This window comes from Natrinema halophilum (assembly GCF_013402815.2).
Lineage (GTDB): Archaea > Halobacteriota > Halobacteria > Halobacteriales > Natrialbaceae > Natrinema > Natrinema halophilum.
The window spans coordinates 3,434,621-3,455,892 of the sequence record NZ_CP058601.1; the positions used below are offsets into that span (position 1 = coordinate 3,434,621).

Consider the following 21,272-nt stretch of genomic DNA (forward strand, 5'->3'; position numbering starts at 1 on the left):
CGATTGCGCTCGTACGCCGATGCGATTTAGGGTTCAGCCTCCGGCGCGAGCGGATCGATCACACGACAGGCGTTTTTCGAAAATGCGCGTCGGAGGAGATCCTCCGAGACGTCGAGGGTAAGTATCTCCATGACCGCGACGTTCGGGTGGCAGGCGGGTGCGCCGCTCCCGAAGAATACGCGGTCGGGGTGTTCGAGCAGGGCCCGCTCGAGTTGTTCACGGTAGCGGACGAAACTCGTCTCGAGGTAACAGTCGTCGTACTCGTCGAGGAGGTCGATCATATCGGTCATCAACGACCGGTTCAGCGGATGACCGCCGAACCGACCGACGATGACGGGGAACGAGCTGCCGAGTAACGTTTCAGCCAGCGTCTGGGGGGGCGCATCGACGCTCCCGCGAACGATCACCGGGAGACCGACGTCCTCGAGAGCTGCGATGACGTCGTCGTCGGGATAGTCGTCAGCGGCTGGGTCGAGAACGAAGCCGTGAAAGCGGTCGTCGTACGCGAACTTCTCGACGTCACCGGGTGAAGTGTGATGGTCCTCGCGCCGGCTTACGGCGTTGCGGAGGCGTCCCGTCGCCTTTCGGCCCGGTGTCTCGGTTCCGTTGATCCGGGCGAAGGCGACGAAGGGCCGATCGACGCTTCGCCTGGCAACGCCGTTGTTTGGTGCAAGATAGCTCGTACCTGGCCGTGACGGCGGGAAAACGATCGACCTGGTGATCCCTGCCTGATGCATCTCGCGCTCGAGCCGATCCGCCGTAATCGTTCGTTTCTGGGGAGCCCTACTGCCGTCGGTCGGCGGCAGTCGCGTCGCGACGTCGACGACGCGAAATCCGTGTTCCAACTCCAGCATCTACCGGGTGTGTTCCGAGTCAACCCATATTTCCCTACCGGCTCCGTCGTCATCCCGTCTGGTGAGGGTTCACATGGACAATCGCAAGACGGAGCGGTGGTTGTAGGGAAAGAGTTATATAGAAGTGCTGACGACATGGTTAGTGAGGAACAACGATGGCACAACAGCGACGCATGGGCGGACAGCCTATGTTCATATTGAGCGAGGATAGTCAGCGAACGCAGGGACGCGACGCCCAATCGTCGAACATCATGGCCGGCAAGGCCGTGGCAGAGTCGGTACGTACGACGCTTGGCCCCCGCGGAATGGACAAGATGCTCGTCGACTCCGGCGGGGATGTCGTCATCACGAACGACGGCGCGACCATCCTCAACAAGATGGACATCGAGCACCCCGCTGCCCAGATGATCGTCGAAGTCGCCGACTCCCAGGAAGAGGAAGTCGGCGACGGGACGACGACGGCAGCAGTTCTCGCCGGCAACCTGCTGGGCGAGGCCGAAGACCTCATCGAGCAGGACGTCCACGCGACGACGATCGTCGAAGGCTACCACGAAGCCGCCGAAATCGCCCTCGAGGCGATCGCCGAGCAGGTAGACGAGGCCGACGTCGACGACGAAATCCTGCAGCAAGTCGCCGAGTCGAGTATGACTGGCAAGGGGACTGGCGGTCTCACGGCCACGTCGCTGGCTGAAACGGTCGTCGAAGCCATTCGTCACGTCGAAACAGACAGCGGTGTCGCACGCGACAACGTCACAGTCCACACGCAGATCGGAGCATCCTCGAACGCGACCGAACTCGTCCCTGGAATCATCGTCGACGAAGAACCCGTCCACGACGCGATGCCCGCGGAAGTTAAGGACGCGTCGATCGCGATTCTGGACGTCGAACTCGATGTCCGTACTGGCGACGTCGACGCGGAGTATGCCATCGACTCGATCGATCAACTCAACGCCGCCATCGACGCCGAAGAAGGCGAACTGAAGGGGTACGCCGAAACTGTCGCCGACAGCGGGGCAGACGTCGTCTTCACCACCGAGGACGTCGCCGACCGCGTCGCTACCGCCCTCGCCAACGAGGGAATCCTCGTCTTCGAGGGTCTCGGCGATAGCGACGCCCGAGAAGTCGCGTCCGCGACCGGCGCCCGCCGCGTTGGCGCGCTCGAGGACCTCGAGGACGAGGACCTCGGCTCGGCCGATCGGATCCACACCGAGACGTTCGGTGACGACGACCTGGCGTTCGTCGAGGGTGGCGCGGCCGCCGAAACCGTCACCGTTTTCGTTCGCGGCGGCACCGAACACGTCGTCGACGAACTCGAGCGCGCCATCGAGGACGCACTGGACGTCGTCGCGACGGCGCTCGAGTCGGGCGAGGTCGTCCCCGGTGCGGGCGCAACGGAGATAGCGATCGCGGACAAGATCCGTCAGGAAGCAGCCGGCATCGAGGGCCGCAAGCAACTCGCTGTAACCTCCTTTGCCGACGCGATCGACGTCGTTCCCCGCACGCTCGCGGCGAACACCGGCCAGGACCCCATCGATGCACTCGTGGACCTTCGTGCCGCCCACGAGTCAGAGGGTCGGGCGGGTCTGATCACGAGCGGTGACGAGGTTTCGATCGACGATCCGTTCGATAACGGCGTCGTCGATCCCGCCGACGTCAAGCGCGAAGCCATCGAGAGCGCGACCGAGGCCGCGACGATGATCGCTCGCATCGACGACGTCATCGCCGCCGAGTAACGCCTCCGTTCGTCCTGCGAGTTTCAACGATCTGCTTTTTTGTCCCGCTTCCCCTGACGAACCCGTCGTGTACGCTGGCCGACAATGTTAAGTGTTAACATTTGCTTTGCATTGCGTGCAATGGCCGGCACCGATCCGCGAGAGACCCTGACGCCCATCGGTACCGCGACCGATCGAACGATCTACTACGACGAAGACCGAGGGACCTACCATACGTGGTGCGATGACGATGCGTACGAACCGGTAAGTACGGCCCTGCTGATGACCGTCTCGTCGGTTCTCGGTGTCGAACCCGACGATCTCGAGGCGCTTTCGGAGTGCATCGAGCCGGACGCGTTGAACGCGCTCTTCGTCCACTGGCGGGGCGACGAGCCACGCGTTGGGGACGGATCGATTTCGTTTACGTTCTCGAAATGTGCGGTGACCGTCAGGTCAGACGGCGAAGTCGTAATCGATCCGACGCGCCGAGCCACGTCGGTGGGAGATGCGTAAACGCCCACCCACCTCGCTTTCGGCTTCTTCTCGCGAGCCGCAGGCCCCCTCGAATGGTCTCTGGAACGTCGGTCAGCGCTATCGCCGTTCGCTCTCCGAGATCGAAGGCTCTACGGAGCGCTGTGAGCCGGCTGTGTCGACAGTGCCGTGACTGCGTCTCCGCGGCCGATCCGTCACTCCTCGGCTCGCTCTGCCGACTCGAGGACGACTCGCTCACCGGTCTCGAGGATGACTCGCTCACCGGTCTCGAGGATGACTCGCTCACCGGTCTCGAGACCGAATGCCTCGTCGCCGCGTCCCTGATTGACGTCGAGTTCGATCGAGCCGTGGCTCCCGACGGTTGCGAGACGCTCTCCAATTGGGACGTCGGCGAACGTCTCGCCGACTGGAACGACGTCGCCGTTCGCAGCGATCCGGTCGCAACCCGCGAGGAAGTCGCCCGGAACGTTCGTGATAACGTTGCCGAACCCGTCGACGACCAGCACCTCACCGGTCGCTCGCCCGTCCTCGATCGACGGCGACGGGAGCTCGAGATCGGCGTCTACCCCGGTCGGTGCGAGATACTCGAGCGAAGAGAGCATCGTGACGTCGACATCGTGGACTGCGGCGGCGACCGGCGCGAAGACGTCCCGTCCGTGAAAGGTATTGCTCTTCGGGGGGCGTCGCTCCTTCGAGTCGTGGCCGGATCTCGCGGCCGTCGTCGGGGCGACCGAATCGACTGCTCGCTCGTCGACGGCGTACGCCTCGAGTCGGTCCTCGTTGCCGCCGGCGAGTCGTCGCGCGGCGGGCAGCAAGACGCCGTTGTCCGGTCCGACAAGTGCATGATCGCCCGCACGGAGAACGAGTGCGTCCCGATCGGTTCCGACGCCCGGATCGACGACGACGAGATGAGTTGCGGGCGGAAAGTAGGGGAGGACTTCCCGAAGCCAGAATGCGGCCGCGCGGACGTCCTGCCTGGGGAAGTCGTGGGCCACGTCGACCAGCCTGGCGTCAGTTCGGTGCAACAACACCCCCTTCATCGCCGCCGGATACGGCGTGCCGAAGTCCGACGCAAGTGTAATCATAGCTGTCAGTAAGGGCCGGCGATTAAAATCAGCTACCGTTCGAATCCGTGTCGCTGACCATCTGAATGCGTTCGATGCCGTTCATCTCCTCGACGACCTCGACGACCGCTTCGGGTACGAGCGACTCCCAGTCGCCGTCGTTGATCATCCGCTCGCGAACCTCGGTTCCCTCGAGGACGTCCCGGTTGAACATCGGTGACTGGCGGATTTCGATGCCGGCTTCCCGGAAGAGCTGGACGACCAGCGGATTGTTCGAGTAGGCGACGTCGAAATCGGGACTCATGCTCTGGATGTGGCTTACCCACACCGAGTTTCGCTCTAAGTCCTCGATAGGAACGGCGTAGGTCACGAGGTCGTAGTCGACGAGCGACTTCGTGAGCATCATGATCCGCTCGCCCGCGGTAAACGGATTTCGACCGGTGTGTGAGTCGTCGGCGCTCCCGATACCGAGGACGAGTTCGTCGACGTCCTCGGCGATCTGTTCGACCATATTCAGGTGGCCGTTGTGAAAGGGCTGAAAACGGCCGATGTAAAACCCCCGAGTCATGCCGAACATTGCTCGAGGAGCACGCTTAAGCGTGGCGAGTTCTCAGCGACCCGATGTAGTATCGTTCCCGTCTCGGCCGGTCGAGCGGGCGAGGTAGGTTCGCTGCCTCGCTGCCCGTTCCTCCGCTCGCTTCGATCCAGCGATCCCGTCACGGTCATTAACGGGTATCCAGTCTGACTAGTGGTGTGTCCGAATATTCCGAAAATATAGCTCCCGAATCAATAACTGCCGGTCAGTTCTTGATTCCGCCCCTCGACCGCTGTGTCCCTCAGTATCAGCAACTGACACCATGCTCCGCATGGAGAAAGTATATCAGTCGCAATCCCCTCGAAACAGATACCGAACAGAGTTCTATGAGTAACGATACGAACGTTGACGACCCTCCTGAAGACGTCTCGGACGCGCCTCCCGACGAAGGAATCGTCGAGGAGCAATCCGACCGTCAGGGAGAGCGGTCGCCGCTCGAGGAGGGAGGCGACCGTCGCACAGACGTCGACGATCCAACCGACGAGTTCGATCCGTCGTCCGACGAAGCTGACGAAGACGACGACATCGAAACCGTCGACGACCTCGGCAGCACGGTCGAGGTCGATCCAGGCGTCGAGGTCGACGAGGAGATCGCCGAGGACGACCTCCTCGGCGGCCTCAAGATCGACTCGACGGAGGACATCGAAGTCCCCGATCGACTCGTCGATCAGGTCATCGGACAGGACGAAGCACGAGATATCATTATCAAGGCGGCGAAGCAGCGTCGACACGTCATGATGATCGGCTCGCCGGGGACCGGCAAGTCGATGCTGGCGAAGGCGATGAGCCAACTGCTACCGAAGGAGGATCTTCAGGACGTTTTAGTCTACCACAACCCGGACGACGGCAACGAGCCGAAGGTCCGAACCGTCCCCGCCGGCAAGGGCGAACAGATCATCGACGCCCACAAGGAGGAAGCCCGAAAGCGAAACCAGATGCGCTCGATCCTCATGTGGATCATCATCGCGATCGTCATCGGGTATGCGATCCTCTCCGGCAACATCCTGCTTGGCGTCGTCGCAGCAGGGATCATCTGGCTGATCTTCAGGTACACCAGCCGGGGCACGGACGCGATGGTGCCCAACATGATCGTCAACAACGGCGATCAGCGCGTTGCGCCGTTCGAGGACGCAACCGGCGCCCACGCCGGTGCACTGCTCGGTGACGTCCGCCACGACCCCTTCCAGTCCGGCGGCATGGAAACGCCGAGCCACGACCGCGTCGAACCCGGCTCCATCCACAAGGCCAACAAGGGCGTGCTGTTCGTCGACGAGATCAACACGCTCGACATTCGCACCCAGCAGAAGCTGATGACGGCCATCCAGGAGGGCGAGTTCGCGATCACCGGTCAGTCCGAGCGCTCCTCGGGCGCGATGGTCCAGACCGAACCCGTCCCCTGTGACTTCATCATGGTCGCGGCGGGTAACTTGGACGCGATGGAGAACATGCACCCCGCGCTCCGCAACCGGATCAAGGGGTACGGCTACGAGGTCTACATGGACGACACCATCGAGGACACCCCCGAGATGCGTCGCAAGTACGCCCGCTTCATCGCTCAGGAGGTCGAACGCGACGGCCGCCTGCCCCACTTCACCGACGACGCAGTCGAGGAAGTCATCCTCGAGGCGAAACGCCGCTCGGGTCGGAAGAACCACCTGACGCTGCTGTTTCGCAGCCTCGGTGGCCTGGTCCGCGTCGCCGGCGACATCGCCCGCGCCGAGGATCGGGAGTTTACGACCCGCGATGACGTCCTTCAGGCCAAGCAGCGCTCGCGCTCGATCGAGCAACAGCTTGCCGACGACTACATCGAGCGCCGCAAGGACTACGAACTGCAGGTCAACGAAGGCGGTGTCGAGGGCCGCGTCAACGGCCTCGCCGTCATGGGCGAGGACTCGGGCATCATGCTCCCCGTGATGGCCGAGATCGCACCCGCCCAGGGTGGCGGTCAGGTGATCGCGACCGGCCAGCTAAAGGAGATGGCCGAGGAGTCCGTCCAGAACGTCTCCGCGATCATCAAGAAGTTCTCCGACGTCGACCTCTCGGAGAAGGACATCCACATCCAGTTCGTACAGGCCGGTCAACAGGGCGTCGACGGCGACTCCGCCTCCATCACGGTCGCGACCGCGGTCATCAGCGCCCTCGAGAACATCCCGGTCGATCAATCGATCGCGATGACCGGCTCGCTGTCGGTCCGTGGTGACGTGCTCCCGGTCGGTGGGGTCACTCACAAGATCGAAGCCGCCGCCAAGGCCGGCTGTTCCAGGGTCATCATCCCCGAAGCGAACGAACAGGACGTGATGATAGAAGAGGAGTACGAGGACATGATCGAGATCATCCCCTGTTCGAACATCAGCGAAGTCCTCGACGTCGCCCTGATGGGCGAACCGAAGAAAGACTCGCTGGTCGATCGGCTCAAGTCGATCACCGGCTCCGCGTTCGATCAGGGCGCCGTTGGCTCCGCTGGCGGCTCGAACCCGAGTCCCCAGTAAATGCCACAGTGGGCGACGTTCCTCGGTATCGCAGGCGTCGTCCTCGTGTTGCTACTCGTTTTATCTCACCTGACTCAGTCGACGTTTGCCGACGGTGAACGTGAACCGGGTGGCGAGACCGAGACTCGAACCGGTGGGACGGAAAGCACCGGTCGCCACGATACGGAAACTGACGCGAACAGTGTCGATGTTGCAGTTGAGTTGCCGCCGCGAAACCGCGACTCCGATCGGGACCCGTTTTCGAAAACGGGCCCGAATCCGCCCGATTCGACGGATCGTGACTCCAAAGGAAGCGCTCGAGTCGGCGACCGATCGCCGTCCCAACGCGGGACTTCGGGTGCCGGCGATACCGTCGACGGTGTGGGTCCCGGCCCCGATCGAAACGCCGACTCGAATCGAGCACGGGACCCGCTCGCTCCGAATGGTGATCATCATCGGCCGAGCGGACGCGGCGGTGGCCCGGAGTCCCTGTCGACCGAACTGATTCTCCTGAACGTGGCCCTTTCCCAGGGGCTGTTCGCACTCGTCCTACTCGGTGCGGCGGTCTTTACGGCGATTCCGGCCGCGGCGCTGGGCATCGAGTTCTCGACGGCCTATCTCGAGAGCGGTCTGGTGTTGGGGACGGTCGCCGGGGGTACGTTCTACGTCGCGAACGAACTCGGCGCGGCGGCGGCGACGTGGGCCGGTTTCGATCACGACGAGGGCTTGCGAGAACTGCTGGCCCCGGACTCGATCCACGGCTGGTTGCTCCTGCTGTTCGGCATCTTGCCGATTATCGCCGTCTTCGAGGAATTCCTCTTTCGAGCGGCGCTGATCGGCGTTCCCGTCGCCGGTTTCGGCGTCTCGCCGTGGCTGCTGGCGGTCGTTTCGTCGGTGGCGTTCGCGATCGGGCACGGAATGCAGGGATCGGTCGGTGTCATCGTCACAGGTCTCCTCGGGTTCGTCCTCGCGGCCGCCTTCATCGCCACCGAGAGTCTGCTGGTCGTCGTCGTCGCTCACTACCTCGTTAACGCGCTCGAATTCATCGTCCACGAGGGGCTTGGCATCGAGTGGGCGGACACCCTCGAAGGCTAAGGGATGGGAGTCGATTACAGCGGTAGCGAGGCGAAAGCCCACCCGTAAACGGGTGGGATGAAGCCGACAACTGGGAATCTATCCACACTCGTAGCCACGGCTGGGGTTGGATGCTTGCATACCATCTTTCGGTGAGCGCTTTCTATATACTGACGATGCCTCGTGGGTTCGACAGGGAACGTACCAGCGTTCACAAACTCCAGTATCACTTCATCTGGTGTCCGAAGTCTCGCAGGACCGCAGGTCCTGCGGACCTCGCGGAGCTTCGCTCCGCTTAGTACCGTAAATCAGTACTCGAAGGTGAGGTACGCGACCGTCTCGAAGAACTCATCGAGGAGAAAGCCGACGAACTCGGCTTAGAGATACTGGAGTTGGCGATTCGACCCGACCACGTACACCTGTTCATCACGGGCGACCCGACGCTTGCCCCGAACAAAATCATGCAACAGGTCAAAGGCTATTCCTCACGCCACCTCCGTGACGAGTTCGACTTCGGCCTCCCCTCGCTGTGGACGCGCTCGTACTTCGTCTCAAGTGCGGGCGACGTATCCAGCGAGGTTATCGAGGAATACATCGACGCACAAGCAGGTGAGTAGGTATGCAACGGAACGTCTCGACCACGGTGCGGGTCAAACTCCACTCGCTGACCAATCGGAAAGCCGACCTGCTTTCCCGCGAGTATGAGGCGTTCCAGACCGAGGTTCACGGCGGAGACGCCAACCTGTACTCTGCGACCGACCAGCAAGCGTCGAAGGTACAACGGCAGAAAGACCCAAACCCCGACACCGAACAACCCGTCGTCCTTCGCAACGACGTGTTCGACGTGGCCTACGACGAGGACACCGTTCTCTCGTCGTGGTGGGTGCAAGTCCCCGTCTATGACCCTGAGCGTGGACGGGGCAACTCTATCTGGTGTCCTTCCCACGTCCCTCGGAAGGACGAACAACTCGTCCGCGAAGCCGATGTTCGGGACAGCGAACTGGTGCGCCGTGACGGTGACTGGTACGTGCATCTCGTCGTCAAGCGGTCTGTGACCGTGGCCGACGAGTACGACGATGTACTCACCATCGACATGGGCGCACGGTGGGTCGCCACCTGCGCGTTCATCTCCGACCGCAAGACCACGTTCTACGGCGAGGAAGTGCGTCGTATCCGTGAACACTACAAGCAGTTGCGGAAGTCCATCGGGAAGGCGAAACCCCGACAGGGACAGCAGGTAGTCGAGCGTATCGGTGACGCCGAGGCACGAAAGGTGGACGACCGCCTCCACAAGATTGCTCGCTCCATTGTGGAAGACGCTGGGGAACGGAACGCGGTCATCGTCGTGAGCGACCTCGGCGGGATTCGCAAGGACAACGACAAGGGGCGATACGTCAACGACAAGACCCACAAGATGCCGTTCGCCCGCCTGCTCAACTACATCGAGTACAAGGCTCACGATGCGGGCATCGACGTGCAGTTGGTCGAAGAATACGACACGTCGAAGACGTGCAACCGCTGTGCCTGCGAGGGCGTCCGAGAGACGCAGGGACGCTTTGAGTGCCCCGAGTGTGGTCTGGACGACAACGCGGACAAGAACGGTGCGCTGAACATCGGCAAACGAGCCTTGGGCAAGTTCTCGAAACTGCTGTCTGAGGCGGGGGCTGTACTGGCACAGCCCGAAACGCAGGTCATCGTCCCACGCGATGACGAACCTGCGAACCTCTCCGTTTCCGTGGGTTCAACCCCCAGTGGGGGAACCCCACGGCTTTAGCCGTGGGAGGATGTCAGTCGAGATATGAACGCGACTCTAGACCCGGAAACGCGCTCTCGCGTGATCGTCGGCCTGATTGTCGGCTACTTTGTGGTGGTTGCGTACACGTCGATAACGAACGATCCACTGGCAGCTACCGTCGCAGCGTTGGGATTCGGTAGCATTGCGATCGTCGTGGGAGTGGCGCTGTACGACCGCGGCGAGAAATCAAACCGAACCCTATCGGTGGCCGCAGCCTGTTTCGTCGGCGGCGGTCTACTCCAGTTCGTCGCCGTTATCACCGGCGCGGCTCTCGTGGATTTTCTCTCGTCGCTCCTCGTGTTTCTCGGCGTCGGTTGCTACGCCTACGCCATCTGGCGTGCGAACTGAATTGCGCTGCACTCGTTCGACCCGTGCGGGCGGTCGACGGAGGGTCCGCCCGATTGCTGGTGCGAACACGCGCAGTCTCGCCCGTCCGGTTACACGGCTATCGTCCGGTCAACGGTGACTACCGTCGCGACTGGACGCGACGGTGCGCCACGATCGAACGGCGGCGAGAACTCCAGCGAGAAATCCGAGGAGTGTCGCAATCCCGATCGAAATCGTCACACCCGCCTGGAATCCGCCGATGGCGACGACGAGAATACCGAGGAAGGTAACGCCGAACGTTCCGAGCGCCACCGCGAGCGGCCGACGCGTTCGATCCGTTTCTCGACTGAACAGGAGGACGGTGACCGCGGTCAGGACACCGGCCACTATCCCGGCCGGAATGCCGACGAAGACGGAAAATTCGATGTACGGCAGCAGTAATTCGGAAACGACGACGAAGACCACGAGAAACGCCGCGATACCAGCCGCGACGGCGTAGCCGTGCGTTCGAATGTTCATAATGAAACAATTCCGATTGGTATGATAACGCAGTAAACGTTCTGGTCGGTTCGGCGTCGCGGAGACTGGTGCGGGCCGAACTAAAACTGCTCGAGTCCGGTCTGTTCGGCCGCCGCGAGAACGGTTTCGCAGGTCGACCACGATTCGCGCGCGAACGGTGGGAGGTCCCCGTGGTCGTCGACGTACTCCGTGAGGAACTCGCGGGTGGTCGGATCGCCCGGATAGCCGCTGCCGATCGGCCCGTACTCGTCGTCGAGGGCGGCGACGTGTGCGTCCCGCTCGACCTTGGCGACGATGCTTGCCGCCCCGACGATCGGCGAATCGTCGTCGGCGCCGTGGCGCGCGTCCACATCGACGCCCTCGAGCGAACACGCCTCGGTCACGCGGCGTGCGAACCGGTCGGCGTCGGTGTCGCAGGCGTCACAGAGTCCCGGAATCGCCGCAGTCGGCGCGTCCTGCTCGAGATCGGCGACCGCCTCTTCGATCGCCGTTGCGTGGGCCGCGACGGCCAGCGAGTTCATATCCGTTTCGGGGGCGTCGATCCGTTCGGGCGTGATTTCGGCGACACCGACTGCGATCCGCTCGTCGTCACGGAGGATCGCCGCCAGTTCCTCGCGTCGGTCCGACGGGAGTCGTTTCGAGTCCCTGATCCCATCCGGGAGATCGGCCGGGTTCTCGAGGTGAACCGCCGCGGCGAACATCGATCCGAGGGCCGGACCTTTTCCCGCTTCGTCGACGCCGAAGGGCATAGACGCGTGCTCGAGGGGCGGAGCTAAAATCGTTGTGAATCGGCCGTTCGGCCTGTACCCGGTTCCCGGTCGAACGGTAATCGACTCTGTTTTCGTCCGATCCCTTCTCATAACTGACTTTGTCTTCGAAGTAATAATTTAACGGATATTGAACATTAGTAATAAACGTGCTACCGACACGACGCAGACTATTGAGAACAGTCGGAACGGGAGGCCTAACCGCGTTCGGTACGACGGCGCTGACCGGGAGCGCGAGCGCACACGAGGCCCTCGAAATCCCGTCTGACTACCTCGAGCAGTACCGAGAGACTGGCGCCAACTGGGGGATGGACTGGACGTATCTTGCCGGCATCGGGGCGGTCGAGACCCAGCACGGTCAGTACGAGGACGGCTGTGAAACCTCTTCCGCGGGGGCTCGCGGTCCCATGCAGTTCATGCCGTCGACGTGGGAGGCGTACGGTGTGGACGGAACCGGCGATGGGACCACAGATATCTGCGATTTCCGCGATGCGATCCCGTCCGCCGCGAACTACCTCGAGGCGAACGGGGCACCGGAGAACTGGGACGACGCCCTGTACGCGTACAATCCGCGGTGGTCCTACGTCGAGCACGTCACGGAACACGCCGCCCGCTATCGCGATCAGTACGGGAGTGGCGACGGCGGTGGTGGCGACACCGGCGGCGGTGGCGGCGAGCGCGCCGAGTTCGGCGACGGTGATCGGATCACGCCGACGACCAGTTTGAACACTCGCCATCGGCCGGGCACGGAATCGGACGTCCTCGCCACGATGCAACCGGGATCCGCCGGCGAGATCGTCAACGGTCCCGAATCGGCGGACGGATACACGTGGTGGGGCGTCCACTGGCTCGAGAACGATCTCTGGGGCTGGTCGGTCGAACGGTATCTCACGGCCGCGGACGATTCTGACGGCGGCGGTGGAAGCGGTGGCACGCAGGGGCCCGACTTCACGTGGCCCATCGATGGGTACATCACCTCGCCGTACGGCGATCGGTCCGGCCACCTCGCGGTCGATTTCGGCAACGATCGAATCGTCGGAACGCCGGTCTACGCGGCGCGCGACGGCGTCGTCGATGTGGTCGGCTACGAAGCGACCGGCTGTGGCAACTACGTCAAACTCGGCCACGACAGCGGCTACCAGACGATGTACTGCCACCTGAACAGCGTCCGCGTCTCCGAGGGACGGCGCGTCTCGAGGGGCGAGCAACTCGGTGGGATGGGTGATACGGGCCGGTCGACCGCACCGCACCTGCACTTCACGATCGAACGAAATCGGTCGCATTTGCCGATCCCCGGCGGCGACGGCCGGACCGTCAACGCGGGCGAGGCGATTCCGCGGGACTACGACGGAATCTGACGTGGGCGGCGCGCGGTCCGCGACCGCTTCCCGGTCGCCTCTCCGACGATACGAGCGTCCCGAGTCGCTGGACGGACTCCGAATTGGTTCGATCCCGTTAGCGCTCGTCCGGTTCGTCTCTGAGGTACGCCTCGAGTTCGAACGGATCGTCTTCCCCTTCGACGCCGGTCACGTCCAGCGCCGTTACCTCTGCGTCGGTCTCGAGCAGCCCCGCCAGACTCGGTTCTGTTCGGCCGTCGTCGCTGCTTATGAGCTCCTTAACGTATAGGCCGCCCTCGCCGTGGAGTCGTACCTCGGCCTCCGTCGGTTCCCGAAGGTCGCCGTCGATATCGTACACCGTCCGCTCGCGGGTGAGGCCGGCCCGACGGTGGTCGACTCGCTCGGGTGTGTACTGATCGACTGTCGTCCCCTCGAGTTCGGCGAGCGCCGCGTCGAATGCGGCTTCGTCGATCGGGTCTTCGAACGTGACGTCGGCCCGGTAGCGCTTGCTCGCGTCGTGTTCTTTGACTCGTTCGACCATCTCGTGGGTCGCAAGCTGCAGTCCCTCGACTTCGACTGCACCGTCGGCAGCCTCGTTGATCTCACGCTCGAGCGCTGCGGGATCGGGGTCGCGCTTTCGGGGCCGTTTGACTTCGAGAACGAACGGCCGGCCGTCGCCGAGCATGCGGGCGTCGACGTCTTCCCGGCCCGCGCCGTGGAACGTTCCGTCGTCGCCGTTCATAGCGTCGACGACGTGGGGTCGGACGACCTGTTCGACGCTGGTGTCGTACATGTAGCCCGAACCGCCGCAGTAATCGCACGGTTCCTCGCCGCCGTCTCCGAGCTGGACGCCGCTGCCCCCACACTCTCGACACGGCCATTCCGTCTGCGGGATGTGCCGCTCGAGTTTGCGATAGCGACCGTAGACGAATGCGGGGTTGATTTGCACGTCGACTGCGTGGCTCGTGACGGATTCGGATTCGACGGCTTCGAACGGTTCGAACCCATCGAGGTCGACGATTGCGAGGACGTCGGGTCGGTCGAAGTCGACGTCGGTCCCCGTTTTCGCGCCGACGCGCCGGCCGACCTCGCGGTTGACTTCCCGCTTGATCGACTCGCCGACGTCCGGATCGAGGCCCGCGTCCTCTCGGAGCAGTCGTTCGTTTTCCTCGACCAGCGGCGGGACGCGCGTCCCGACCTGATAGGTGGCGAATGCGATGCCCTCGAGGGCATCGACGATCGTCTCGGCGATGGCGTCGAAGGTGCCACAGTATCCCTCGCAAACCCAGCAGTCCGCAGGGCTGGTGGGATCGAAATCCTCGTCATCGGCCAGCGCGACAGTGGTCCGTAGCGCCCGGCCGCGCGCTGCGTTGGTCAGCCCGAAACTCCGCTCGGCGAACGGCCGCCCGAGACAGGAGTCACAGACGGCCCCGGTTGCGAGTAACGCGCGAGCGTCCTCCGTAATCATATCTCGGGAATCGGGGGGCCGCGGGTAACACGTTTTCCCTTCGCAGGACGGACGACGAAAGCAGCGTTCGCCCGCGACCGGTGATCGACCACCGCCCCTTGAATATGCCGGCTGTTTGCCCGGAGGTTCAAATGGATGGCGTTCGATCCCCGGGTTATGAACGATTCTCGACTGGATCGGCGGTCCTTTCTCGCGGTCGCGAGCGCCGGTCTCGCCGGCGCGGTCGCCGGCTGTTCCGAACCTCAGGCCGACCGTTCGATCGAGGGCGGTTCCTCGTACAACATCGACCGGGACAATCTGGCAAAGGGATCGGCGTTTACCGATCTCTACAACGCGATCATCGAATCGGTCACGCAGGTTCGCGTCTTCGGCATTCAGAACACAGAGACCGGCACAGAGGGGCGCGGACAGGGGTCGGGCTTCCTCTACGATGATAGCCACGTCATAACCAACGACCACGTCATCGCTAACGGGACGGCAGCCGACCTCCAGTACATCACCGGCGACTGGACTGGCACCACGCTCGTCGGCCGCGACTATTACAGCGACCTGGCCGTCCTCGAGGTCGATCACGTCCCCGACTCGGCCGAACCCTTATCGTTTACCGACCAACGGCCGGTCGTCGGCCAACAGGTCGCAGCGATCGGCAATCCCTACGGCCTCGAGGGGTCGATGTCCGCGGGGATCGTAAGCGGCGTCGATCGGACACTCCAGCTTCCGCAGCGCCAATTTTCCTATCCGAACGTCATCCAGACGGATGCCGCGGTCAATCCAGGCAACAGCGGCGGTCCACTCGTCGACCTCCGGGGATCGGTCGTGGGTGTCATCAATTCCGGTGGCGGTGACAACATCGGATTCGCGATTTCTGCAGCCCTCGCCGAGCGCGTCGTCCCGTCGCTCATCGAGTCCGGTTCGTACGAACACTCCTATATGGGTATCGGACTCAGAACAGTCGATCGACTGATCGCCGAAGCGAACGACCTTGCGGAGGCGACCGGCGTCATGGTCACCGCCGTCGTCAACGACTCGGCCGCCGACGGCGTTTTGCGACCGGCCTCGCGCTCCGTTCAGCGACGGGGCGAATCGATTCCCGTCGGGGGCGACGTCATCCTCGAACTGAACGGCAATTCGATTCCCGATCGCCACGCACTATCCACGTTTCTCGCGCTCGAAACTAGTCCCGGAGAAACGCTCACGGTTCGCCTTCGGCGAGACGGACAATCGATTACGAGAGAATTGACTCTCGATGCTCGTCCACCGAGATAATCGGTGCCGAGGGTACGCTGCAGTAGTTGCGTCGATACCACACCTCCTATTTCGAATACAAATACAAAAAATGAAATAGAATGAAATGACTGAAGATACGCATAAATTCGTCGTTATGCCCGCCGTGAACTCGTTTTTCGGTCGGTTTCGTTCATAGCGGCATCGTACACATCGGGACTCGTGGCGTTCTTTTTAGAGTGATTGAAACGTATGAATTGTGCCGGACCCGGATACTATCGTTCGGGTTCGTCGCATTAGATACTCGATAACAATAGTATCAGATCCGGTAGCACTGCTCAGCGCGAGTATCCGTCGCCTGATAACGTATGACCGACGCCGACGTTCACACATCCGATAGCGAGGAACCGACGTACGAGTTCGACCACGTCACGGTCGAAAACGATCACGCTCCGAACGAGTGTGCGATCTTCCCGCACGATGTCAGCGAAGACGTACTCATGACCACCTGGATTTCGGCCCACGACGACTCGTTCGTCGACCTCGAAACGATGCGCTAACCCCTACAATGCACTTGAGTCCCTCCGTCACCGCAGTCGGCTTCTGGCTCGGCACCTTCTTGCCAGTGGTCTATTTGCCCGTCATCGTCGCGGGAATCGATTCGATGAGCCGCCTGTCGCTCTTCGTTGGTCTCTTGCTCGTCCACGTACTGGCACTCGTCGTCGGTCATGATTATTCGGGATCTCGGTCGTAGCAACCACCGCTTTCGCGCGACTCCGGGCTCTCTCATCACTGCGGACGTACGGCAGTGGCCGGCAAACCACCGACTTCGTTTCAACTCGTGATGTATAGAACCGAAAGGAATATATTTCGGATCGTTGGTCGTCTCTCCATGCGTACTCGCTGTCCACTCTGTCGTCGATCTCTGTCGGGCGACACACAGCGGTGGTGTCGATGCGGTAAAACGATGGATTCGGACTGTTACCACGCCCACGACGACTGGTGTGCCGTCGATGGCGCCGAGGCCTGGATCGGCGCGCTCGAGCGGTAGGCAGACGAGAGCGTTACTCGGTCGACGCCGTCCACACCTGCGCCCGCGGCGTACCGCAACTATCACAGACGACGGCCCTGTTGTTTTTGTACCGACTCTGCTCGAGTTGTCCCTCCGCACAGCTCGGACACGGCTCCCCCTCGAGAATCGCGAGCAACCGCCCTTTTCCGCTGGTCTGTGTTGTCTCCGATTTCGCCATATAGTCACTCCATACCGGTGATACTGGAAACGGTTGGCCATGCCTATGCAGCGTGCAGTGGCCGTGGCCGTGTGCCGGCAGGGAATCACGAGCCGAAGCATCTATGCCCGCAACCGCAGTAGGCAAGCAGGATGTGGCCCTGGGGACACCTCGCCGTCGCCTACGTGCTGTATTCAATCGCCGTCCATCGCCAGTTCGGCCGATCGCCTCGGGCCGTCCCGACGATCGCGCTGGCGATCGGTTCCCAAACGCCCGATCTGATCGACAAACCGCTCGCGTGGAACTTCGGGGTGCTGCCCGGCGGCCGAACGTTCGCCCACTCGCTTTTCGTCGTCGCGTTCCTCGTTCCGGTCGTCATCGTCGTCGCGGATCGACTCGACGGTCGAATGGTCGGCGCCGCCTTCCTCGCCGGCTATTGCTTGCACCTCCTCGCTGACGTCCCCCCGGCGTTCTTCTCGGGAACGTTCGAGGCTGCTGCCTTCCTTCTGTGGCCGGTCCTCGAGCAGCCGCCCGAAGCCCCCGTCGCCGGCATTTTCGACGCGATCCTCCACTATTACGAGTTAGGGACCTACGAGTGGGTCCAGTTCGGTCTCTTCGCCGTCGCCATCGTAGCCTGGTATCTGGACGGGATGCCCGGGCTCGGACTGGTACGGACGTCGCTCGAGCGCCGACTCGGCGTCGGTTCGTGATCGCGGGCCGTGACCGACGATTTCCGCCTGGTCGTGTCACTGCGGCTGGGTCGATCCGCTGTATCGAACCGTGGCGGCTATCCCGTCGGCAGCCTTCCTTTCGATATGCGCCAGTTCGTCCTCCTCGGTCACGACGTTCCGACGACGCCCGATTTCTCACTCGACGACCTCGCCGGCGGAGCCGGTCGCCTCGACGCGCTCTGCCGATCTATCACCGCCGCGTTCGTCACCTCCCACGGCATTCGCGAGTCCGTTCGCGTCCACCTCGTCGTACAGGACACACTCACGATATCCTTCGACGGGCGCGACCTCCAACGGCTCAATCCCGACGAGCGAAGTACCGCCGCACTCGTCCGGAACGCACTCGAGCACCGCGACGACGCAATCGGTTCCCTCCCAGCCGAACCGAGCCCCGGTGTCGAACTGTATCGGCGCGGTTTCGCAGGAACGCTCGAGGCAATCGCCGACGACGGCCCCGTCATCCAACTTCACGAGAACGGCGAAGCGATAGTCGACGTCGGGACTGAGGGGCTCGCGGCCCCGATCTTCGTGCTCTCCGATCACCGGGATTTCACCGACGACGAAGCAGCGTTGCTCGACGACGTCGCCGACCGTCGTCTTCGACTCGGCCCCGAACGGCTGCACGCCGATCAAGCGATCACCGTCGCTCACCACTTCCTCGACACGGACGGTTACGAGCGGTTTTGAGGTGAAAACTGTGCTCGGCTCGAGGGGGCGAATCGCCCGCCGGCGTCAGCAGATGGAGGCTTTCGGAAGCGTTAAACGACCGGCTGTGCACACTAGAAACGCGGGCCGGTGGGGTAGCTTGGTATCCTTCGGCCTTCGGGTGGCCGTAACCGCAGTTCGAATCTGCGCCGGCCCACTTTTCCCGCATCTCAAAACCGTAAGCGACAGCGAATGGCTTGCGATGCGGGGGAAATTGATCCAAGCAGGTTCGAGCAGGGAAGTCACAGCCCGCGTAGCGAAGCGAGCAGGACTGTCTTCCCGTGTTCGAATTGTCCGCAGTTTCTGCACGGTAGCGCAATCCTATCCTTGGAATCGTCGCTCATACTCTCTCCTGACCACCTCGATAAATGATGTATGAGATAAAGAACCAGCAATATGCGATCGCACCGCCAGTCGTCAGGGGTGAACGTCCAGCGATGGCGATAAAGAGGATGAGTAGCGGGCCGACCAATAACAGCGAATCAAAGACGCGGTCTTCGGCACCTGCCTCGAGGGGATCGTCGACGATCGGGAGATCATCGAGGCTCATTGGTATAGCCCTCCACGACTGAAGATCGTCCGAAGCGTCACCAGAACGGGGATGATCTCGAGGCGGCCGATCCACATATTGAACATAAACGTGACCTTCCCAACTGCCGGTAGTGAGTCAGGGCCAGTGATCCCCGACGAGAGCCCGACGTTGCCCTGCGCGCTGGCAACCTCGAAGATCACGTTCTCGAGGGCGTACTCGCCTTGTGGGAGAACCAGCAGGAGTACGAACAGCCCGAGTCCGAGGAAGACGAACCAGAGGAGCCCGATGATCGCCGCTTCCTCGAACTCTTGGCGCATTTCTTGGTCGTTGAGCCGCCGACCGTTGATTTCTAATCGCCGGACGGCCGTCGTCGGATAAAAGATGTCGGCGATACGAAACCGAATCCCCTTCAGCAGCGTGAGCGCCCGGATGAGCTTGATTCCGCCGACCGTCGAGCCGGCCGCACCGCCGACGATCATGCCGAACACCACGGTGAGCTGTGCCTGGGCCGGCCACCGGCCAAGCGCCACGTTGGTCGCGTCGACGGCGGTCTGGAAGCCGGCGCAGGTCGCCGCCGAGATGAACTGGAACGAGCCGTACCGAAACGCCGCGAACAGCGATTTGTACGTTCCGCTGACGTAGACGAGCGCGGTGAGCGCGAGCGTCCCGGCACTCATGTAGATGAACACCCATCGCGTCTGGAGGTCCGCATAGAAGTTTCGCAGGTCGCCCTGGAGGATGAGGTAGTGGACGGGGAACGCGATACTACCGAGCATCATAATCGGCAGGAGCGCGAAGTCGATGGCGGCGCTGTCGTAGGTGGCGATCGAGTTGTCGGTGATCGAGAACCCGCCGGTCGACAGACCAGTCATCGCGTGGTTGATCGCGCCCCATAGCGGCATGCCGACGACCCAGAGCAGGAGGATCGAGACGAACGTAAAGAGGATGAAGATCCACCAGATGGTCTGAACCGTCGAGACGACGCTCGGATGGATGCGCTCGGACCGTGCTTCGCTCTCGTAGAGGGTCAACGAGCCGCTGCCGGGGCGGGCGAGGATCGCCGTCGTGAGGACGATTACGCCGACGCCGCCGACCCACTCGATGAACGAGCGCCACCACTGCAGCGTGCGCGGCAGCACCGCTTCGTTGTCGGTCATCGTCAGCCCGGTCCCGGTGAAGCCGCTCATGCTCTCGAAAAGCGCGTTCAGCGGCTCGGTAAACGCCGCGAGCGTCTCCGTCTGCGACGGCGTCTCGACGACTGGCAGCCCGAGTTCGACTGTCCACGCGATCAGGAGGAAAGGGAGCGATCCGAAGACCGCGACGAGCAGCCAGCCGGTTGCGGCGATGATCATCCCGTGTAATTTCCCGGGCTGGGTCGCTTCGCGAAACTGCGACGTCAGCGCAAAGCCGATACCCAACGGAAGCAACCCAGAGACGATCAGCGCCGGGATCGCCCAGTATTCGTCCCAGACCAGCGGCACCAGTAGCGAGACGAACAGCAGTCCGGACAGCGCCTCGAGCATCCGCCCGAGATCCCGGCCGATCGTTTCCATCGCTTCGTTCATGCGTTACTTACTCCTTGAGCCGAGTTCGTGTTTGATCTGAGCTTTTGAGTGCTTGCTCGAGCCACGACAAGCCTGATGTCCGCTTTGGTCGCGAGAGACAAGCCACTCGCTTTCTGTCCCATATATCAGTATACTCTATCTTCGGGATGGCCGAATATGTCGGTGAGGTCGGGCGTCGCTCCGAAGCCCGAATAGACAGTGAGCAAATCGTCGACTTCGATCCGTGTACTTCCCTGCGGAGTGAGCGGTGGATCCTGTCCGTCGCGTTCAATCGCGACGACCAGCACGTCATCGGGAAGGAGATCCTCGTCGGCTGTTTCACTGAGGGTTTTGCCGGCGATCGGTGCGTTCTCGGTGACGCGAATCTCGAACACTTCTGCCCGGTCGCCGATGCGCATGTAGTCAACGATCGCCGGCCGGGCAACTGCTCGGTACAGATACTCGGCGATGAGTTCTTGGGGGTTTTCCATCGTGTTGACGCCGATCTGGCGGAACACATTCATGTGTTCAGGATCGTGGACGACTGAGACGATTGCCGGCACCTCGTATTCCTGAGCGAGCAAACTGACCATGATGTTAGTCGCATCCCGATCGGTCGTGCTAATCAGCCCGTCGGCTTGCTCAATACCAGCGTCCGCGAGCACGTTGTTGACCGTTGCATCCTCGTTGAGGACCATGCAGTCGTATTGGCCAGCGACGTGGTCGGCACGTTTCTCGTCGCGCTCGACCACGACGACTTCGTTACCAGAGCGAGTCGCGATATCGATGAGCGGCATTCCGATGTCCCCCGCACCGACGATGACGATATACATGG

Annotated in this window: 23 protein-coding genes, 1 tRNA gene and 1 pseudogene; 15 read left to right on the top strand and 10 right to left on the bottom strand. The window is 62.4% G+C overall.

The features are described from left to right. Positions 1-26: 26 nt before the first annotated feature. Positions 27-854 carry an amidohydrolase family protein gene (locus HYG82_RS37255; RefSeq protein WP_179262654.1) on the bottom strand — a complete coding sequence of 276 codons (828 nt, stop codon included), beginning with the start codon at positions 852-854 and terminating at the stop codon, positions 27-29. Between the two features lie 188 nt (positions 855-1,042). Between HYG82_RS37255 and thsA the strand changes: the two genes are divergently transcribed. Beyond that, positions 1,043-2,587 (top strand): thermosome subunit alpha, encoded by a 1,545-nt coding sequence (thsA, locus tag HYG82_RS37260; protein WP_179264605.1) that lies wholly within the window; start codon positions 1,043-1,045, stop codon positions 2,585-2,587. Between the two features lie 120 nt (positions 2,588-2,707). After that, positions 2,708-3,079, top strand: coding sequence for a HalOD1 output domain-containing protein (locus HYG82_RS37265; RefSeq protein WP_179262656.1), 372 nt, complete (start codon positions 2,708-2,710; stop codon positions 3,077-3,079). Positions 3,080-3,252: 173 nt separating this feature from the next. Here HYG82_RS37265 and HYG82_RS37270 read toward each other — a convergent pair whose 3' ends face one another. Both HYG82_RS37270 and HYG82_RS37275 read right to left on the bottom strand, forming a co-directional pair. After that, a complete protein-coding gene (locus HYG82_RS37270; RefSeq protein WP_179262658.1) occupies positions 3,253-4,143 on the bottom strand; it encodes an SAM hydrolase/SAM-dependent halogenase family protein in 891 nt (296 codons plus the stop codon). 28 nt (positions 4,144-4,171) lie between these two features. Next, positions 4,172-4,690: a nicotinamide-nucleotide adenylyltransferase gene (locus HYG82_RS37275; RefSeq protein ID WP_179262660.1), complete on the bottom strand. Its 519-nt coding sequence runs from the start codon at positions 4,688-4,690 to the stop codon at positions 4,172-4,174. Between the two features lie 353 nt (positions 4,691-5,043). On the opposite strand from HYG82_RS37275, the gene lonB reads away from it, so the two are divergent. The 5 genes and pseudogenes from lonB (at position 5,044) to HYG82_RS37300 (ending at position 10,402) form a co-directional block, all read left to right on the top strand. Beyond that, positions 5,044-7,206: an ATP-dependent protease LonB gene (lonB, locus tag HYG82_RS37280; RefSeq protein ID WP_179262662.1), complete on the top strand. Its 2,163-nt coding sequence runs from the start codon at positions 5,044-5,046 to the stop codon at positions 7,204-7,206. Next, positions 7,207-8,280: a CPBP family intramembrane glutamic endopeptidase gene (locus HYG82_RS37285; protein ID WP_179262664.1), complete on the top strand. Its 1,074-nt coding sequence runs from the start codon at positions 7,207-7,209 to the stop codon at positions 8,278-8,280. A gap of 155 nt (positions 8,281-8,435) precedes the next feature. Continuing rightward, positions 8,436-8,876 (top strand): annotated as a pseudogene (tnpA, locus tag HYG82_RS37290) (IS200/IS605 family transposase). Positions 8,877-8,878: 2 nt separating this feature from the next. After that, complete coding sequence (locus HYG82_RS37295) at positions 8,879-10,033, top strand: RNA-guided endonuclease TnpB family protein (protein WP_179262666.1); 1,155 nt, start codon at positions 8,879-8,881, stop codon at positions 10,031-10,033. Positions 10,034-10,057: 24 nt separating this feature from the next. Next, the gene (locus tag HYG82_RS37300; RefSeq protein WP_179262668.1) at positions 10,058-10,402 is read left to right on the top strand and encodes a hypothetical protein; all 345 of its coding nucleotides are present in this window, start codon (positions 10,058-10,060) and stop codon (positions 10,400-10,402) included. 108 nt (positions 10,403-10,510) lie between these two features. Here HYG82_RS37300 and HYG82_RS37305 read toward each other — a convergent pair whose 3' ends face one another. Further along, the gene (locus HYG82_RS37305; protein WP_179262670.1) at positions 10,511-10,900 is read right to left on the bottom strand and encodes a DUF8147 domain-containing protein; all 390 of its coding nucleotides are present in this window, start codon (positions 10,898-10,900) and stop codon (positions 10,511-10,513) included. Between the two features lie 80 nt (positions 10,901-10,980). Then, a complete protein-coding gene (gene rnhB, locus HYG82_RS37310) occupies positions 10,981-11,649 on the bottom strand; it encodes a ribonuclease HII (RefSeq protein WP_179262672.1) in 669 nt (222 codons plus the stop codon). Between the two features lie 191 nt (positions 11,650-11,840). Here rnhB and HYG82_RS37315 point away from each other — a divergent pair, with 191 nt between their 5' ends. Further along, entirely contained in the window at positions 11,841-13,025 is a 1,185-nt protein-coding gene (locus HYG82_RS37315) for a peptidoglycan DD-metalloendopeptidase family protein (protein ID WP_218834184.1), read from the top strand. Positions 13,026-13,122: 97 nt separating this feature from the next. On the opposite strand, the gene HYG82_RS37320 is transcribed toward HYG82_RS37315, so the two are convergent. Next, positions 13,123-14,472, bottom strand: coding sequence for a tRNA pseudouridine(54/55) synthase Pus10 (locus HYG82_RS37320; protein ID WP_179262676.1), 1,350 nt, complete (start codon positions 14,470-14,472; stop codon positions 13,123-13,125). Positions 14,473-14,628: 156 nt separating this feature from the next. Between HYG82_RS37320 and HYG82_RS37325 the strand changes: the two genes are divergently transcribed. The 4 genes from HYG82_RS37325 to HYG82_RS37340 all read left to right on the top strand — a co-directional run bounded on the left by HYG82_RS37325 (position 14,629) and on the right by HYG82_RS37340 (position 16,747). Further along, positions 14,629-15,738, top strand: a complete 1,110-nt coding sequence (locus tag HYG82_RS37325; RefSeq protein ID WP_179262678.1) for a S1C family serine protease — start codon at positions 14,629-14,631, stop codon at positions 15,736-15,738. Positions 15,739-16,064: 326 nt separating this feature from the next. Further along, positions 16,065-16,256 (top strand): DUF7511 domain-containing protein, encoded by a 192-nt coding sequence (locus HYG82_RS37330; protein WP_179262680.1) that lies wholly within the window; start codon positions 16,065-16,067, stop codon positions 16,254-16,256. A gap of 8 nt (positions 16,257-16,264) precedes the next feature. Continuing rightward, a complete protein-coding gene (locus HYG82_RS37335; protein WP_235217732.1) occupies positions 16,265-16,450 on the top strand; it encodes a DUF8028 family protein in 186 nt (61 codons plus the stop codon). Between the two features lie 138 nt (positions 16,451-16,588). Beyond that, positions 16,589-16,747 (top strand): hypothetical protein, encoded by a 159-nt coding sequence (locus HYG82_RS37340; RefSeq protein WP_179262684.1) that lies wholly within the window; start codon positions 16,589-16,591, stop codon positions 16,745-16,747. Positions 16,748-16,760: 13 nt separating this feature from the next. Here HYG82_RS37340 and HYG82_RS37345 read toward each other — a convergent pair whose 3' ends face one another. Further along, positions 16,761-16,946: an HVO_A0556 family zinc finger protein gene (locus tag HYG82_RS37345; RefSeq protein ID WP_179262686.1), complete on the bottom strand. Its 186-nt coding sequence runs from the start codon at positions 16,944-16,946 to the stop codon at positions 16,761-16,763. A gap of 131 nt (positions 16,947-17,077) precedes the next feature. Between HYG82_RS37345 and HYG82_RS37350 the strand changes: the two genes are divergently transcribed. The 3 genes from HYG82_RS37350 to HYG82_RS37360 all read left to right on the top strand — a co-directional run bounded on the left by HYG82_RS37350 (position 17,078) and on the right by HYG82_RS37360 (position 18,518). Further along, positions 17,078-17,635: a metal-dependent hydrolase gene (locus HYG82_RS37350; protein ID WP_179262688.1), complete on the top strand. Its 558-nt coding sequence runs from the start codon at positions 17,078-17,080 to the stop codon at positions 17,633-17,635. A 105-nt stretch (positions 17,636-17,740) separates the two neighbouring features. Then, positions 17,741-18,343 carry a tRNA (pseudouridine(54)-N(1))-methyltransferase TrmY gene (trmY, locus tag HYG82_RS37355; protein WP_179262690.1) on the top strand — a complete coding sequence of 201 codons (603 nt, stop codon included), beginning with the start codon at positions 17,741-17,743 and terminating at the stop codon, positions 18,341-18,343. A 102-nt stretch (positions 18,344-18,445) separates the two neighbouring features. Further along, a tRNA-Pro gene (locus tag HYG82_RS37360) sits at positions 18,446-18,518 on the top strand. Between the two features lie 183 nt (positions 18,519-18,701). Here HYG82_RS37360 and HYG82_RS37365 read toward each other — a convergent pair. The 3 genes from HYG82_RS37365 to HYG82_RS37375 form a co-directional block, all read right to left on the bottom strand. Next, on the bottom strand, positions 18,702-18,911 hold the full coding sequence (locus tag HYG82_RS37365; RefSeq protein WP_179262692.1) for a hypothetical protein: 210 nt from the start codon (positions 18,909-18,911) through the stop codon (positions 18,702-18,704). Continuing rightward, positions 18,908-20,458, bottom strand: a complete 1,551-nt coding sequence (locus HYG82_RS37370) for a TrkH family potassium uptake protein (protein ID WP_179262694.1) — start codon at positions 20,456-20,458, stop codon at positions 18,908-18,910. Before HYG82_RS37370 ends, HYG82_RS37365 begins: the two co-directional genes overlap by 4 nt. A gap of 125 nt (positions 20,459-20,583) precedes the next feature. Next, positions 20,584-21,270 (bottom strand): potassium channel family protein, encoded by a 687-nt coding sequence (locus HYG82_RS37375; RefSeq protein WP_179262696.1) that lies wholly within the window; start codon positions 21,268-21,270, stop codon positions 20,584-20,586. Positions 21,271-21,272 lie beyond the last annotated feature (2 nt).